The following is a 15,107-nucleotide window of genomic DNA, read 5'->3' on the forward strand; positions in this document are numbered from 1 at the left end:
GACGGCGAGGACGGCGCCGTGCCGGGCGCGGGCACCCCGGGAGCGACCGGGGCCGGCACCACCGGGACCACCCGCTCGGGCACCGGCGAAGGCACCGTCGCGGGCGCCGACGCGGACGTGGTCACGGACGTCGTCGCGGGCGCCGTACGGGCCCGCAGCGCGAGCCCCGCACCCGCCGCACGCTCCCGCTCGGCGCGCTCCGCCTCCCGCCGGGCCTCCCGCTCCCGCTGCGCCTCCGCCTGCGCCGCCCGCCGCTCCAGCTGCCGCAGGACGGCCCCGGCGCGGACGAAGGCGGCCGGACTGGCCGGGTACTTGGGTCGGCTCGCGGCGAGGGCCCGCTGGGTCGCCTCGGCCTCCTTGAGCGCCTGCTCGGCGACCATCACGGCCCGCTCCTTGAGCAGCCGGGCGATCTCCGTCTCGGCCTTCGCCAGCCGGGACTTCTCGGCGGTCAGCCGCCGCCCGAACCTGGTCGCCCGCTCCTCGGCCACCTCGGCCGCGTACTCCGCCTCGGCGAGCTGCTCCTCGAACCGCTCCTCGGCCCGGAGCCGCTGCGCCGCCGAGACCTCGGCCGCCGCCCGGGCGGCCCGGTCGCGCTGCCGCAGCAGCACGGCGAAGCCGAGCGTGGCGAGCACCGCGGCGGCTCCCACCGAGCGCACCAGCACGGTGTCCTGACTGAACAGCAGCGCTCCCAGCGCGGCGACGAGGAGCACGCCGGCGGCGGTGGGGGGGAAGACCCGGCCGAGGACGGAGGAATGACGGTGGCGTCCGCGAGACATGCCAAGAAACTAGCGTGCGAATTGGGGCCGTGTCAGCCCAGGGTCGGCTTCGGCCCTTGACACCGTGCCGGACCGACCGGACGTGTCCGGGAAATCACTCAAGATCACCGGAACGGGGCCGGTCAGCGGGGGGTGGGCGCGGGCCCGTGCCCACCCGGGTCGTCGTGGTTCTCCGGCAGCCGGCAGACGTGCTGCAGCCAGAGCGCCGCCGCGATCACGGCCACGCCCGCCAGCACCGCGAGACCGGCGGTGATCGCCTGGTCCTTGCGGGCCGGCACGTCGAGTTCGCCCAGCAGCTGGATCCCGGCACCCGCGTAGATCCCGGTGACCACCGCCGACACCAGCGCGCTGGCCTGGGCGAGCACCACCGCGCGGGCCGCGCCCAGCGGGTCCACCCGCTTCGCGCCGGGCTGCCGCTCGCGTGCCGCCTTGAGCCGCGAGCGCAGCGAGATCGCGGTCGCCAGCAGGATCACCGCCACCGCGGCCAGCACCACCGGCGCCGCGCCCGGCACCGCGGGCAGGGTGTCCAGGGACGCCCAGAGCTTGGCACCGGCCCAGGACAGCGCCGTCGTGACGACGGTGATGCCGACCAGCAGACGGAGGCGAAGCAGCTTCACTCGGACGGGGTCCTTTCCCGGACGGCGGGCGACGGGCGACACGTGGCGGGCGACGACGGAGCCGCCCGCCCCGGGGCTCCGGTGCGACGGCGTCAGGCCACCGTACCGGGCCCGGCCCGGAGGGGTCCCCGGGCCGGGGCCGACACCATGGGTACGCCCGACGGCCCCGTGCGAGTTCCCCGGCCCCTCCGGCCCGTCGCGGCCGAGGAGCCCCGCCCGCGGCACGGACCCGGACCCGGCCCGGCGCCGACCTACTCCGGCAGGGTCAGCCGGATGTCCTCGCGACGGCGGACACCCTGGGCGTCCGGGCCGCCGAGGGCCGCCAGCAGCGCGCCGACCGGCCCGTGCCCGGGCACCTCGGCCTCCGGCTGGGCGTCCAGCCAGGGGGCGAGCACGAAGGCGCGCTCGTGCGAGCGCGGGTGCGGCAGCAGCAGCTCCGGGTCCTCGCTGACGACGCCCTCGTAGGCCAGGATGTCGACGTCCAGGGTGCGCGGTCCCCAGTGGACGGTGCGGACCCGGCCGAAGGCGTCCTCGATCGCGTTGCCGCGCTCCAGCAGGTCGCGGGGCGGCAGCGTGGTGCGGAGCACGACCACCGCGTTGTAGTACGCGGGCTGCTCCGAGGGGCCGCCCACGGCGTCCGTCTCGTACACGGCGGAGACGGCCTTGACGCTGAGCCCGGGCGTGTCCGCGAGGGCGTCCACGGCCCCCTGGAGGGTGTCCAGGCGGTTGCCGAGGTTGGAGCCGAGGGCGATCACCGCGCAGCGCTGGCTGTGCAGGGTGGTGTCGGCCGAGTCGACCCGCTGCTCCAGGTCGAAGGTGCTCGGCGCGGCGGTCGGGTCACTGGTGGTCATCGCACTTCCCCTAGGGCTGAGACGGGCCGCGCTGCGGCGGACACCGGGCAGGCGGTACGGGTCACCCGCGGGCCCGGTGGATGGTCACGGTCACGTCGTCGAACGGCACGGTGATCGGCGCGTCCGGCTTGTGCACGGTCACCTCGACCTCCTGCACCGGCTCGTGCTTCAGGCACTGGTCCGCGATCCGCTGGGCCAGGGTCTCGATCAGCTCGACCGGCTCGCCGGCGATGATCCCGGTGACCTCCTCGGCCACGATGCCGTAGTGCGCCGTGCGGGTCAGGTCGTCGCCGGCGGCGGCGGGACGGGTGTCCAGGAACAGCACCAGGTCGACCACGAAGGTCTGGCCCTCGGCCCGCTCACGCTCGAAAACACCGTGGTGGCCGCGGGCACGCAGGCCCCGCAGAGTGACGCGGTCCAGCAAACGAATCACTGCTCCAAGTCGGACGGGCCCCACCCGGACGAGAACGGCGGGCAGGGCGGAGACGGGCGTCGCGCCCGCCGCTGACCTTTTCGAATCTACCCGCGCGCGCCGACAACACCCGACCGTCCTACCCGGCACGAACCGTCGCCACGCACGCCGCATTGGCGATTGACGTGAACGTTAGGTGACCTGCCGGGAATTCCCCGGCCACCGGCCGGGGCCGTTTCCCCCGGATTTCCGCCCGGATCCCGGAATCAGTCCTCGTCGTCCTCGTCGGCGCTGGTCAGAACGGGTGAACCGTGGTGCGACCACAGTTTCCACCCGGCCGGAGTGCGCCGGAAGAGATTGGTCGACACGACCTTTCCGCCGACCAGCGGACCGAGCTCGCCCTCCTCCTCCGCCTCGCCGCCGGAAAGGATGTTCTCGGTGCACGTGACAAGGGCCACATCGCCCTGCACCTCCACCTCCTCGTCGGTGAGGATGAACTGGATGTACTCGGTGTTCGCCATGATCAGCATGTAGGAGCGGGTCACCTGGGCCCGCCCGCGCAGCACCGGCCACCCCGGGTGGACGCAGACGACGCCCCCCTTGTCGTCCGCCTCGCCGGCGCCCAGCCAGGCATCCTCGACCGCCTCCTGGTCGCCGTTCTCCAGTGCCTCGTAGAGCGCGCGGTTGGCCTCCAGGACCGCCTCGCGGTCCGCCTCGGTGGACCGTCGGCCCGCTGTCTCCCCGCTCAACCTGCCGTCACCTGCCATGACCCTCCCGTCTTCGCCAAGCGATCACCCCTGCCGGGCCGCGCGCTGCCAGGCCGCGACCACGCGGACGGCGTCCGCCGTCCCGGACACGTCGTGCACCCGCACCGCCCAGGCCCCGGCTCCCGCCGACAGCACCGACACCGCGGCGGTGGCGTCGTCGCGCTCCCGGGCCGGGCGCAGTTCCCCGGTTTCCGGGTCGGCCAGCAGCGTACCCAGGAACCGCTTGCGCGATGCGGCGACCAGGACGGGACGGCGGAGCGCGGTGAGGGCGTCGAGCCGGCCGAGCAGCGCCCAGTTGTGCTCGGCGGTCTTCGCGAAGCCGAGCCCCGGGTCGAGGATCAGCTGCCGCTCGTCGATCCCGGCGGCGACCAGCGCCTCCACCCGGGCGGTGAGCTCGCCGACCACGTCGGCGACCACGTCGTCGTAGACGGCCAGCCGGTCCATGTCGGCGGACTGCCCGCGCCAGTGCATCACCACGAAGGGCACGCCGGTAGCGGCCACCACCCGGGCCATCGCGGGGTCGGCCAGTCCCCCGGAGACGTCGTTGACGAGCAGCGCGCCGGCCTCCACCGCCCGCTCGGCCACCGAGGCCCGCATGGTGTCGACGGAGACCGCGACCCCGGCGGCGGCGAGTTCCCGCACCACCGGGACGACCCGGCGCAGTTCTTCCTCCTCCGGCACCCGCTGCGATCCCGGCCGGGTGGACTCGCCGCCCACGTCGACCAGGTCGGCGCCCCGGGCGCGCAGCGCGAGGCCGTGGGCGATCGCCTTGGCCGGGTCGTGCCACAGCCCGCCGTCCGAGAAGGAGTCGGGGGTCACGTTGACCACGCCCATGACCGCGCAGCGGTCCAGCCGCGGCAGTCCGGAGGGCAGCGAGTAGGGCACCGAATTGCTCATGCCCCCATTATCCGGTGGCCCGGACCGGGCCACCCGGCACCCGCCCCCGGCCCGGAGCGCACCCGTCCCGGGCCCGGGCCGCCGCTGTCCCGGACAACGGTCCGGCCCCCGCCGAGGAGGTCCTCGGCGGGGGCCGGCGGCCGTGCGCCCGGCTCAGGCGGCCTCGGTGACCTCCGGCCTGGCCCCCGCCGGCAGCAGCCCCTGGCGCCGCGGCCTGCGGCCGAAGCGCGGCATGCCGAGGGTGATGAAGGCCTCCGCCTGCATCGCCGCGAAGCCGATCCTGGGCAGGTCCCTGGTGTTCGGGAAGACCAGGAAGCGCGGCTCCCACTCCGGCTGGAACTTCGCGTTGAACTTGTACAGCGACTCGATCTGGAACCAGCGCGACAGGAACACCAGCAGCCCGCGCCAGGCGCGCAGCACCGGCCCGGCGCCGATCCGCTCGCCGCGAGCGAGCGCCGAGCGGAACATCGCGAAGTTCAGCGACACCCGGCGCACCCCCATCGCCGGGACGGCCTGGAGCGCGGCGACGATCAGCAGCTCGTTCAGGCCCGGGTCGGCAGCCCGGTCACGGCGCATCAGCTCCAGCGAGATGCCGTCCTCGCCCCAGGGGACGAAGTGCAGCACCGCCTTGAGGTCGTCGCCGCTCTCGCCCTCCTCCGGCGCCTTGTGGGCGGTGACCACCACGCAGGCGTCGTCGCCCGGCTCGCCGAACCGGCCGAGCGCCATCGAGAAGCCGCGCTCGGTGTCGGTGCCGCGCCAGCGGGCCGCCGCGTCGGCGATCCGCTCCCGCTCCTCCCAGCCGAGCTCGGAGACCCGGCGGACCTGGCAGGAGTAGCCGTTGCGCTCGATCCGCTTGACCATCTGGCGGACGTTGCGCATGGCCCGCCCGGAGAGCGAGAAGGAGGCGGTGTCGACGATCGCCTCGTCGCCCAGCTCCAGCGCGTCCAGCCCCGCCTCCCGGGTCCAGACCTCGCCGCCGACCTCGCTGCAGCCCATCACGGCCGGCACCCAGGCGTGCTCGCGGGCCTCGGCCATGAACACCTTGATCGCGCCCGGCCAGGCCTCGACGTCACCGACCGGGTCGCCGGAGGCCAGCATCACGCCGGACACCACCCGGTAGGAGATCGCCGCCTTGCCGGTGGGCGAGAACAGCACGCTCTTGTCCCGGCGCAGCGCGAAGTAGCCGAGCGAGTCCCGCTCGCCGTGCCGGTCCAGCAGGGCCCGGACCCGCACCTCGTCCTCGGCGGTCAGCTCCGGCTTCGGCTTCTCCGGCCGCAGCGCGAGGTAGGTGGTGGTGAGGGCGGTGATCAGACCCATCGCGCCGAGCAGGTAGCCGACCAGGTCCTCCATCCGGTCCGAGTTGTAGTGCACCGGCCCCTCGAAGCCGAACAGCCCGTAGAGCACGTGCTCCAGCCGCTGGTCCAGGCCCGGGTGCCCCAGCTCGTACTTGGTCCGGGTACTGACGATCAGCAGGCCGATCAGCACGCTCACGGCGCCCAGGACGACCAGGTTGACCACCGCGCGCCAGCGGGTGCGCGGGTCGGCCTTGGCGTAGAACTCGCGCCGGTGGACCAGCATGACCACGAACAGCACCAGCGAGATGACCGCCGGGCCGAGCTGGTGCCAGCGCAGCAGGTGCAGCGCCGCGCCCACCGGCAGCAGCACGCACACCACCCGCCAGGCCCGCCGCTTGCGCCGGCGCAGCGCGTGCGCGAGCAGCACCAGGAGCAGGCCGATCATCAGGGTGCCGGCCGCGGCCAGCGTCGTGGTGCCGCCCGGCAGCTGCCCGGCGAAGGTGTGCACCTTGGTGTGCCGGAGCTTGGGGAACACCGCGCTGGCGATGTCGACCAGTCCGATCAGCAGACAGGCGTAGCCGACCGCACCGGGGAGCCAGGCCCTCGGAACGGCGGCCGCTTGGGTACGAAGCGTCTGCAGGCCGCGACGGCGCTGCGGCTGCTCGGGGCTCGGCTCAACGGACACGGGAACGCTCATGGGAGTTCAGCGTAGAGGCTGTCGCGGGGTCTCCGGTCACTCCGGGGTGGGAGCCGTGATGGACCTTCATGCGTTTTCCTTCATCTGGCAAGACGCACACCAAGGAACCGGCAACGAAGGGTAAACCGGCGCCCCGGGGGCGCTGCGAAATTGAGCCGAGGGGTGGGTGCCGGGGGCCCCTCGCCGCGTGGCGCGACGAGCCCCCGCGTACGTGCTACGTACGGTGGACGCCGCATTTTAGGGCGTCGGTTGCGCGCGAGCGCCACCGGGATCCCGGGCCCGTCCCGGCGTCCGGACAGCCTAGCCGCGGTGGCCCGGGCTGACGCACCGCCAGACGATGAAACCTGCACTGTCAGTGTCCCACCGGAAGGCCGACAGCATGGAACTGACCAGCGACGCGCTGATGAACTCGCTGCTTGCCCTGGGTTCGGCCGCGCTCGTGATCACCCTGTGGCTGTGGCCGCGGCTGGCCAGGCAGCGCCCACTCCCGGTACTCGGCCGGGTCGGCCTGTTGACGCTGACTCAGGTGGTGCTGGTGTCGGTACTGGCGCTCAGCGTCAACAACTCCTTCGGGTTCTACACCTCCTGGGACGACCTGCTCGGCTCCGGCGGCACCAAGCTCGCCCTCACCAGCAACGAGGCCCGCAAGGGCGGCGCGCCGGTCGGCGACGCGCTGGTCCAGCCGACCAACGAGGGCGGCATGGAGACGGTCGGGGACCTGCCCAAGGGGCCGCCCGAGGAGGTCGGCCGGGTCGAGTCGGTCCGGATCACCGGCAAGGAGACCGGACTGTCCGACCAGATGTTCGTCTATCTGCCGCCGGAGTACTTCGACCCCAAGCTCGCCCTGACCCGGTTCCCGGTGATGCTGGCGATCGCCGGCTACCCCGGCATCACGGTCAATCTGATGAAGGAGCTGCCGGTCGTCCAGCAGGCGGTGGAGCTCCAGCGGGCCGGCAAGATGCAGCCGACCATCGTGGTGCTGTCCCGCCCGACCCTGAACCCGCCGCGGAACACCGAGTGCGTGGACGTCGCCGGCGGGCCCCGCACCGAGACCTGGTTCACCAAGGACGTCCCCGAGGCGCTGCACTCCGCCTACCGGATCGGCCGCTCCCCCGCCTCCTGGGCCGTCTTCGGCTACTCGACCGGCGGCAGCTGCGCGTTCCGGCTGGCGATGCGCTTCCCGAACGTGTTCGGCGTCACCGCCGGACTGCACGGCGACGTCAAGGTCGTCGAGGACCAGTTCACCGGCGGCAGCCTGTTCGGCGGGGACCGGACGCTGACCGAGCAGAGCGACCTCACCTGGCGGCTGCAGAACCTGCCCGCCCCGCCACTGTCGATGCTGGTGGTCTCCACCCGCAAGGAGGCCGACTACCCGCAGACGGTCCAGTTCGTCGAGCTGGCCCAGCAGGTGGCCGCCGGCAATCCGCAGTTCCAGGTGGAGTCGATGTACCTGGACGACGGCGGCCACAACTTCGACAGCTGGATCCGCGAGCTGCCGGCCACCCTGGAGTGGGTGGGCAACCACCTCGGCTGACGCCCTGCCGCTAGGACACCTGAGTGATTACCGGCGGGTCGGGCGCAGCGCGCGCCGCCGCGGGGGACGTATCGCGACCGCCCCGGCCGACCGCCGGGGCGGTCCCCGATCCGGGCAGGAGGCCCCATGCTCAGTACCCGATCGCTCTTCGAGGAGATCTACCGGAACGACGAGGCCTACCAGTTGTTCTGCAGCATCGCCGCCGGCGGCGAGGACCAGGGCGGCTGGGAGAACGAGCGGATCACCGAACTCACCCGTGACCCGGTCCTCGCCCCGAAGATCGCCCGGCACGGCGCCGACGAGCGCAAGCACGGCCGGATCTTCACCCAACTGCTGCACAAGCGCGGCCTGCCCAAGGTCGACGTCCCCGCCGAGGCCGACTACTGCATGCTGCTGGAGCGGCAGGGCGTCGGCCTCGCCCACGAGCGGCTCACCACGGACATCCCGCTGACCGAGCGCGAGATCATCACCTATCTGGCGCACAGCCGGGTGACCGAGCAGCGGGCGGCCGAGCAGATGCGCCAGCTGGTCAAGGCGTACGGGGACAACCCCGACCTCGGCCGGGCGATGCGGATGATCTCGGCGGACGAGGACAACCACCTCGCCTACTGCCACGAGGAGCTGCTGCGGCTGTCCGCGGCGGGCCACGGGCCGTACATCCGGCACGTCCTGGAGACCTGCGCCCGGGGCGAGATCCGCACCCACCGGGACGTCGGGCTGGCGGTGACGTCCCGGATGGCCCGGATCCTCGCCTGGCCGCGCTGGCAGCTGGCCGTGGTCACGGCCGGCCTGCACATGCTCTACCTCTACGACCTGCTGTACGGCTGGCGGCGGATGGTGCGGCTGCGGATGCCCGCCCGGCGCGACGCGCTGGGCACCCCGGCCCCGCCGCACGCCGGGCCCGAGCCGCTCTGATCCCATCCACCCCGGCGGCCCCCCGGCCGCCCGTGCGGAGCCGTCGCGACCCGGTCAGCGCCCGATGATGAGGCTCATCGCCTCGGCCCGGGAGGCCGGGTCGCGCAGCTGTCCGCGCACGCAGGAGGTGATGGTCTTGGCGCCGGGCTTGCGGATGCCCCGCATCGACATGCACATGTGCTCGCACTCCACGACCACGATCGCGCCGCGCGGCTCCAGGATCCGCATCAGCGCGTCGGCGACCTGGCTGGTGAGCCGCTCCTGCACCTGCGGCCGGCGGGCGTAGACGTCGACCAGCCGGGCCAGCTTGGACAGGCCGGTGATCTTGCCGCTGGGGGACGGGATGTACCCGACGTGCGCGACACCCCGGAACGGCACCAGGTGGTGCTCGCAGACGGAGGTCAGCTCGATGTCCTTGACCAGCACCATCTCGTCGTGACCGAGGTCGAAGGTGGTGGTCAGGACGTCCTCGGGCTCCTGCCAGAGGCCCGCGAATATCTCCTTGTAGGCCCGCGCCACCCGGGCGGGGGTGTCCAGCAGGCCCTCGCGGTCCGGGTCCTCACCGACCGCGAGCAGGAGTTCACGGATCGCGTTCTCGGCCCGCTTCTGGTCGAACGTGCCGACGGTGGGGGGACCGTCGAGCGTCACCGGGTCGATCATGCGGGCCTCGCTAACTCGTTGGCGAACACGGGGTTGAACAGCACGGATGCCGCGCCTCCAGGGTACAAACCCTAGTGACGCGGCATCCATTCCGGCCATGCGCGCAGTTGAGCGGTTGATCAGCCCTCGGTGGGCGGCTCGACCGGCAGCTGCGGGAGCTTGACCACGTCGGCCGGAGCGGCCTCGGTGGCGCTGGCGCCGTTGGTGAGCGCCAGCTCCTTGGGCGACTGCACCGGCGGGCGGGTGGACGGCGTCCGACGGGCGGAGCCGGTCCAGGCCGGACGGGTCGGGCGCTTGACGATCGGCGCGAAGATCTCGGCGATCTGCTCCTTGTTGAGGGTCTCCTTCTCGAGGAGCTCCAGGACCAGGTTGTCGAGCACGTCGCGGTTCTCGACCAGGATCTCCCAGGCCTCGTTGTGCGCGCTCTCGATGAGCTTCTTGACCTCTTCGTCGACCAGCCCGGCGACCTCTTCCGAGTAGTCGCGCTGGTGGCCCATCTCACGGCCCAGGAACGGCTCCGAGGCGTCGCTGCCGAACTTGATGGCACCGAGGCGCTCGGTCATGCCGTACTGGGTGACCATGGCCCGCGCGGTGGCGGTGGCCTTCTCGATGTCGTTCGAGGCACCGGTGGTCGGGTCGTGGAAGACCAGCTCCTCCGCCGCGCGCCCGCCCAGCATGTAGGCCAGCTGGTCGAGCATCTCGTTGCGGGTGGTGGAGTACTTGTCCTCCTCCGGCAGCACCATGGTGTAGCCGAGGGCCCGGCCGCGGGACAGGATCGTGATCTTGTGCACCGGGTCGCTGTACTGGCAGGCCGCCGCGACCAGGGCGTGACCGCCCTCGTGGTACGCGGTGATCTTCTTCTCCCGGTCGGACATGATCCGCGTGCGCTTCTGCGGACCCGCCACGACGCGGTCGATGGCCTCGTCCAGGATGTTGTTGTCGATCAGCTTCTTGTCCGAGCGGGCGGTCAGCAGCGCCGCCTCGTTCAGGACGTTCGACAGATCGGCACCGGTGAAGCCGGGGGTGCGCTTGGCGACGGCCGAGAGGTCGACGTCGGGCGCGATCGGCTTGCCCTTCTGGTGCACCTTGAGGATGTCCAGACGGCCCTGGAGGTCGGGGCGCTCGACCGCGATCTGACGGTCGAAGCGGCCCGGGCGCAGCAGCGCCGGGTCCAGGATGTCCGGGCGGTTGGTGGCGGCGATCAGGATGACGCCGCCCTTGACGTCGAAGCCGTCCATCTCGACCAGCAGCTGGTTGAGGGTCTGCTCGCGCTCGTCGTGGCCGCCGCCGAGACCCGCACCGCGGTGCCGGCCGACGGCGTCGATCTCGTCGACGAAGACGATCGCCGGGGCGTTCGCCTTGGCCTGCTCGAAGAGGTCGCGGACCCGGCTGGCGCCGACACCGACGAACATCTCGACGAAGTCGGAACCGGAGATCGAGTAGAACGGCACCCCGGCCTCGCCCGCGACGGCGCGCGCCAGCAGGGTCTTGCCGGTCCCGGGCGGGCCGTAGAGCAGCACACCCTTGGGGATCTTGGCGCCGACGGCCTGGAACTTGGCCGGCTCCTGGAGGAACTCCTTGATCTCGTGGAGCTCCTCGACCGCCTCGTCCGCGCCAGCGACGTCGGAGAAGGTGGTCTTCGGGGTGTCCTTGGTGAGCAGCTTCGCCTTGGACTTGCCGAACTGCATGACGCGCGAGCCGCCGCCCTGCATCTGGTTCATCAGGAACAGGAAGACCAGCACGATGATCACGATCGGCAGCATCGACAGCAGGAGGCTGACGAGGGTGCTCTGCTTCTCGGGGCTGACGGTGTAGCCCTCGGTCAGCGTGCTCTGGTCGTTGTCGTTGATCTGCGCCTGCAGCTTGTCGGCGATGCCGACGCCCTGGTCCCCGATGTAGGAGGCCTGGAACTTGCTGCCGGACTGCGGCTTGCCGGTGCCCACGGCGGGCAGCTTCGCGCCGTCCTTGAGCTGAATCTTGATCGTGTTCGAGTCACCCGTGGTGATCTGCGCCGACTTGACCTGCTTCGCGTCGATCGCTGCGACGACCTGCCCGGTGTCCACCGTCTTGTAGCCGTTCGAATCCGAAACGACCTGCATCAGCACGATGACGGCGAGGACGGCCAGCACGATCCACATGATCGGCGCACGGAAGTATCGCTTAACGTCCATCCATGCGGGGCGTTGCCGCCCCGTCCCTCCTGCCACTCAACGGCGCCGCGGGGCTGTGGGCCACCGGCGCATTCGGTCAGTCAGTGCTCATGTGAAGAGCGGTTTTATTGGACCGTACCGCAGTACGCCCCCCACGTGGCGGGAGCACGGCGATACGACGTTCTTCTATGGTCCCCCGATCCAACGGGCGGGAACAGGATCCTGTTCCCGCCCGTCGTCCGAACGGGTTCTCAGCCGCCGTAGACGTGCGGGGCGAGGGTGCCGATGAAGGGGAGGTTGCGGAGCTTCTCCGCGTAGTCGAGACCGTAGCCGACCACGAACTCGTTGGGGATGTCGAAGCCGACGTACTTGACGTCGATCTCGACCTTGGCCGCGTCCGGCTTGCGCAGCAGGGTGCAGACCTCCAGCGAGGCCGGGCCGCGCGAGCCCAGGTTGCCGAGCAGCCAGGACAGCGTCAGGCCGGAGTCGATGATGTCCTCGACGATCAGCACGTCGCGGCCGGCGATGTCGGTGTCCAGGTCCTTCAGGATCCGGACCACACCGGAGGACTTGGTGCCCATCCCGTAGGAGGAGACCGCCATCCAGTCCATGGTCACCTGCGAGTGCAGGGCACGGGCGAGGTCGGCCATGACCATCACGGCCCCCTTGAGGACGCCGACGATCAGCAGGTCCTTGCCTGCGTAGTCCCGGTCGATGCGCTCGGCCAGCTCCAGGAGCTTCGCGTCGATCTCGTCCTTGCTGATGAGCACCTTCGCGAGGTCAGCGCCCATGTCGTTCTGGTCCACCGGGGATACGTCCTCAAACGTGTCGGGGTCTGGATGGCCGGTGGCCGGCTCCCCCGGGCATACCCGCCCGTCAGTCGCCCTGCCGCCGAAAGACCAGCGTGCCACACCGCCGGGTGGCTTCGACGCCCCCGGGTAGGTGCAGGGGTCCCTGACCCCGCCATCCGGTGACCAGCAGGTCGATCGTCTCCAGGTGCCGGGCGAAGAGGTCCCCGGCCGGACAGCCCGCCCGCAGCGCGGCCCGGCGCAGCACCCGGCGGCGTACGGCGGGGGGCAGCTCGGAGAGTTTCCCGGCGTCCAGGGTGCCTTCGCCCGTACGGATGTCGCGCTCGGCCAGCGCGGCCCACTGGTCCAGGGCGTCGGCGTCGTCGCGGAACAGCCGGGCGGTGCGGGCGAGGGCCTCGACCACGCCGCCGCCCAGGTGCTTCTCCAGCACCGGCAGCACCTCGTGGCGGACCCGGGAGCGGGTGTAGGCCGGGTCGCAGTTGTGCGGGTCGTCCCAGACCTGGATCGCCTGGGCGGAGCAGGCCTGCCGGGTGGCGGCCCGGTCGAGCTCCAGCAGCGGGCGGCGGTAGCGGCCCTTCTGGGCCGGCATGCCGGCCAGCGAGCGGGCGCCGGACCCCCGGGCCAGGCCCAGCAGGACGGTCTCGGCCTGGTCGTCGCGGGTGTGGCCGAGCAGGACGGCGACCGCGCGGTGGCGCTCGGCGGCCGCGTCCAGGGCCGCGTACCGGGCGTCCCTGGCGGCGGCCTCGGGGCCGCCCTCGCGGCCGACCCGGACGGCGACCGCCTCGACCGGGTCGAGGCCGAGCTCGCGCAGCCGGTCGGCGACCTGGCCGGCCCGCTCGGCGGAGCCCGACTGGAGGCCGTGGTCGACGGTGACGGCGCCGACCCGCAGACCGATCTTGGGGGCCTCGAAGGCGGCGGCGATGGCGAGCGCCATGGAGTCCGCGCCGCCGCTGACGGCGACCAGGACCAGCGGCGAGCCGGGCGCGGCGGGGGTGCGGGGCAGCCCGGAGGGGTGGCGGTGGGCGTTGCCGATCAGCGTGGTGCCGACGGCGGCCGACAGCGCGGCGGCGGCCACCGGCACGCCGGGGACGCGCTCGCGCGGCTCGCGGGCCGGCGCGGTGAAGGTGGAGCCGGCCTCGGCGGCGAGGTCGGCGAGGGTGCGGCGTACGGCCAGGCGTATCGCGGCTACAGCGGGGTGTGGGCCCACGGCGGACGACTCCTCGACGGAGGGGGGACAGGACTGCGGTGGGCGCGGCGGGGACCGCGCTTCCATGAGCACCCTGTTACCGGGCGCTCACAGATGGTGGCAGAAAGGAGGCACCCGCTACGCCACCCGCGCCACCGGTACGACCACCGTCCCACGTTCGGGTGAATGAAGAAACGTATCTTCACCCGCCATGTGCACGACTGGACCACTCGTGCGAACGGATCCGACCGCCTCCCGGCCCCGCCTCCCGGTCCCGCCCGGACGGGGCCGTCAGCGGCCCACCCGGGCGACCCAGGCGGCGGGGTCGTGGATCTCGTCCTTGGTCGGCAGGGTGTTCGGCGAGGTCCAGACCCGGTTGAAGCCCTCCATGCCGACCCGCTCGACCACACCCCGGACGAAGACCGCCCCGTCCTGGTACTGGCGGAGCTTGGCGTCCATCCCGAGCAGTCGGCGCAGCACCAGGTCCAGCCGGTTGGCGCCGCGGTCCCGGCGCTGCTGGAACTTCTCCCGGATCTCGGCGACGCTCGGCACCACGGCCGGGCCCACGCCGTCCATCACCACGTCCGCGTGCCCCTCCAGCAGGGACATCACGGCGGTCAGCCGGCCGAGGATCTCCCGCTGGGCCGGCGACTGGACGATCTCCAGCAGGCCGGCCGACGGGGCGTCGCCGCCGCGGCCGCCGAGGCCGGGCAGACCGGCGCCGAGCGAGCCGGCCGCGTCCCGCAGCCGCTCCACCAGCGCACCGGGGTCGACGTCCGTCTCGGCCAGGAAGGACTGCACCTCGGACTGGATGTGGTCGCGCAGCCAGGGCACCGCGGTGAACTGGGTGCGGTGGGTCTCCTCGTGCAGGCAGACCCAGAGCCGGAAGTCGGCCGGGTCGACGTCCAGCTCCCGCTCGACGTGGACGATGTTGGGCGCCACCAGCAGCAGCCGGCCCGGACCGGGGCCCTCGGGGCCCAGCCGGGGCTTGTCGAACAGCGCGGCCGGGCTGTCCGGCGCCTCCAGCGAGGGCTCGGCCGGGGCGAAGGTCTCGTACTGGCCGAGCACCTTGGTCGAGAGGAAGGCCAGCAGCGCGCCGACCTCGATACCGGTGGCCTTCTCCCCCACCGTGCCGAGCACGGCGGAGGCCGAACCGCCCGTCCGGCGCGCCTGGAGCTTCTCCACCAGCGGCTGGACGATGGTGCGGAAGCCCGCCACATTGGCCCGCACCCAGCCGGGGCGGTCCACGATCAGCACCGGGGTCGCGGCGGCCTCGGCCAGGCTGCTGGACCGCATGCCGGTGAACTCCCGGACGTGCTCCTCCGCCGCCAGGGCGTGCCGGCGCAGTTCGGCGACCACCGCGGCCGCCTCGGCCCGGCTCACCTCCGGCCCCGGCCGCACCAGCCTGGTCGCGGTCGCGACCGCGAGATTCCAGTCGACCATGTCGGCCCCGCCGCTCGCGCTCGTCATGCCCTTTACCGTACGTGCTCCCGTGCGCCTGGGGGAGCCGGAACGGGCGGTCAATGGCGGCCCGGTGGCCG

The 15,107-nt window shown here is 72.6% G+C and carries 14 protein-coding genes; 2 read left to right on the plus strand and 12 right to left on the minus strand.

Going from position 1 to position 15,107, the window contains the following annotated elements; translation table 11 throughout:
- The 7 genes from BI06_RS51100 to BI06_RS23830 all read right to left on the minus strand — a co-directional run.
- The coding region (locus BI06_RS51100; protein ID WP_051741669.1) for a hypothetical protein at nt 1-776 on the minus strand (776 nt) is incomplete at its 3' end.
- Between the two features lie 122 nt (nt 777-898).
- On the minus strand, nt 899-1,393 hold the full coding sequence (locus BI06_RS23805; RefSeq protein WP_030397577.1) for a DUF3180 domain-containing protein: 495 nt from the start codon (nt 1,391-1,393) through the stop codon (nt 899-901).
- A 251-nt stretch (nt 1,394-1,644) separates the two neighbouring features.
- Nucleotides 1,645-2,244, minus strand: a complete 600-nt coding sequence (folK, locus tag BI06_RS23810; protein ID WP_043471236.1) for a 2-amino-4-hydroxy-6-hydroxymethyldihydropteridine diphosphokinase — start codon at nt 2,242-2,244, stop codon at nt 1,645-1,647.
- 61 nt (nt 2,245-2,305) lie between these two features.
- Nucleotides 2,306-2,665, minus strand: a complete 360-nt coding sequence (gene folB, locus BI06_RS23815) for a dihydroneopterin aldolase (RefSeq protein WP_030397575.1) — start codon at nt 2,663-2,665, stop codon at nt 2,306-2,308.
- Nucleotides 2,666-2,922: 257 nt separating this feature from the next.
- Nucleotides 2,923-3,423, minus strand: coding sequence for a nuclear transport factor 2 family protein (locus BI06_RS23820; RefSeq protein WP_051741671.1), 501 nt, complete (start codon nt 3,421-3,423; stop codon nt 2,923-2,925).
- A 24-nt stretch (nt 3,424-3,447) separates the two neighbouring features.
- On the minus strand, nt 3,448-4,320 hold the full coding sequence (gene folP, locus BI06_RS23825; protein ID WP_030397573.1) for a dihydropteroate synthase: 873 nt from the start codon (nt 4,318-4,320) through the stop codon (nt 3,448-3,450).
- Between the two features lie 153 nt (nt 4,321-4,473).
- Nucleotides 4,474-6,312 carry a phosphatidylglycerol lysyltransferase domain-containing protein gene (locus tag BI06_RS23830; RefSeq protein ID WP_082558632.1) on the minus strand — a complete coding sequence of 613 codons (1,839 nt, stop codon included), beginning with the start codon at nt 6,310-6,312 and terminating at the stop codon, nt 4,474-4,476.
- 379 nt (nt 6,313-6,691) lie between these two features.
- On the opposite strand from BI06_RS23830, the gene BI06_RS23835 reads away from it, so the two are divergent.
- Both BI06_RS23835 and BI06_RS23840 read left to right on the plus strand, forming a co-directional pair.
- A complete protein-coding gene (locus BI06_RS23835) occupies nt 6,692-7,846 on the plus strand; it encodes an esterase family protein (protein WP_030397571.1) in 1,155 nt (384 codons plus the stop codon).
- Nucleotides 7,847-7,972: 126 nt separating this feature from the next.
- Nucleotides 7,973-8,761 carry a ferritin-like domain-containing protein gene (locus BI06_RS23840; protein ID WP_043471239.1) on the plus strand — a complete coding sequence of 263 codons (789 nt, stop codon included), beginning with the start codon at nt 7,973-7,975 and terminating at the stop codon, nt 8,759-8,761.
- 54 nt (nt 8,762-8,815) lie between these two features.
- Here BI06_RS23840 and folE read toward each other — a convergent pair whose 3' ends face one another.
- The 5 genes from folE to BI06_RS23865 all read right to left on the minus strand — a co-directional run bounded on the left by folE (nt 8,816) and on the right by BI06_RS23865 (nt 15,036).
- On the minus strand, nt 8,816-9,421 hold the full coding sequence (folE, locus tag BI06_RS23845; RefSeq protein ID WP_030397569.1) for a GTP cyclohydrolase I FolE: 606 nt from the start codon (nt 9,419-9,421) through the stop codon (nt 8,816-8,818).
- Between the two features lie 119 nt (nt 9,422-9,540).
- On the minus strand, nt 9,541-11,592 hold the full coding sequence (gene ftsH / locus BI06_RS23850) for an ATP-dependent zinc metalloprotease FtsH (protein ID WP_030397568.1): 2,052 nt from the start codon (nt 11,590-11,592) through the stop codon (nt 9,541-9,543).
- 230 nt (nt 11,593-11,822) lie between these two features.
- On the minus strand, nt 11,823-12,377 hold the full coding sequence (gene hpt / locus BI06_RS23855) for a hypoxanthine phosphoribosyltransferase (RefSeq protein ID WP_030059589.1): 555 nt from the start codon (nt 12,375-12,377) through the stop codon (nt 11,823-11,825).
- Nucleotides 12,378-12,447: 70 nt separating this feature from the next.
- Nucleotides 12,448-13,587, minus strand: a complete 1,140-nt coding sequence (gene tilS / locus BI06_RS23860) for a tRNA lysidine(34) synthetase TilS (protein ID WP_030397567.1) — start codon at nt 13,585-13,587, stop codon at nt 12,448-12,450.
- A gap of 270 nt (nt 13,588-13,857) precedes the next feature.
- Complete coding sequence (locus tag BI06_RS23865) at nt 13,858-15,036, minus strand: zinc-dependent metalloprotease (RefSeq protein WP_030397566.1); 1,179 nt, start codon at nt 15,034-15,036, stop codon at nt 13,858-13,860.
- Nucleotides 15,037-15,107: the final 71 nt, after the last annotated feature.

Source organism: Kitasatospora sp. MBT66, assembly GCF_000710405.2.
Taxonomy (GTDB): Bacteria; Actinomycetota; Actinomycetes; order Streptomycetales; family Streptomycetaceae; genus Kitasatospora; species Kitasatospora purpeofusca.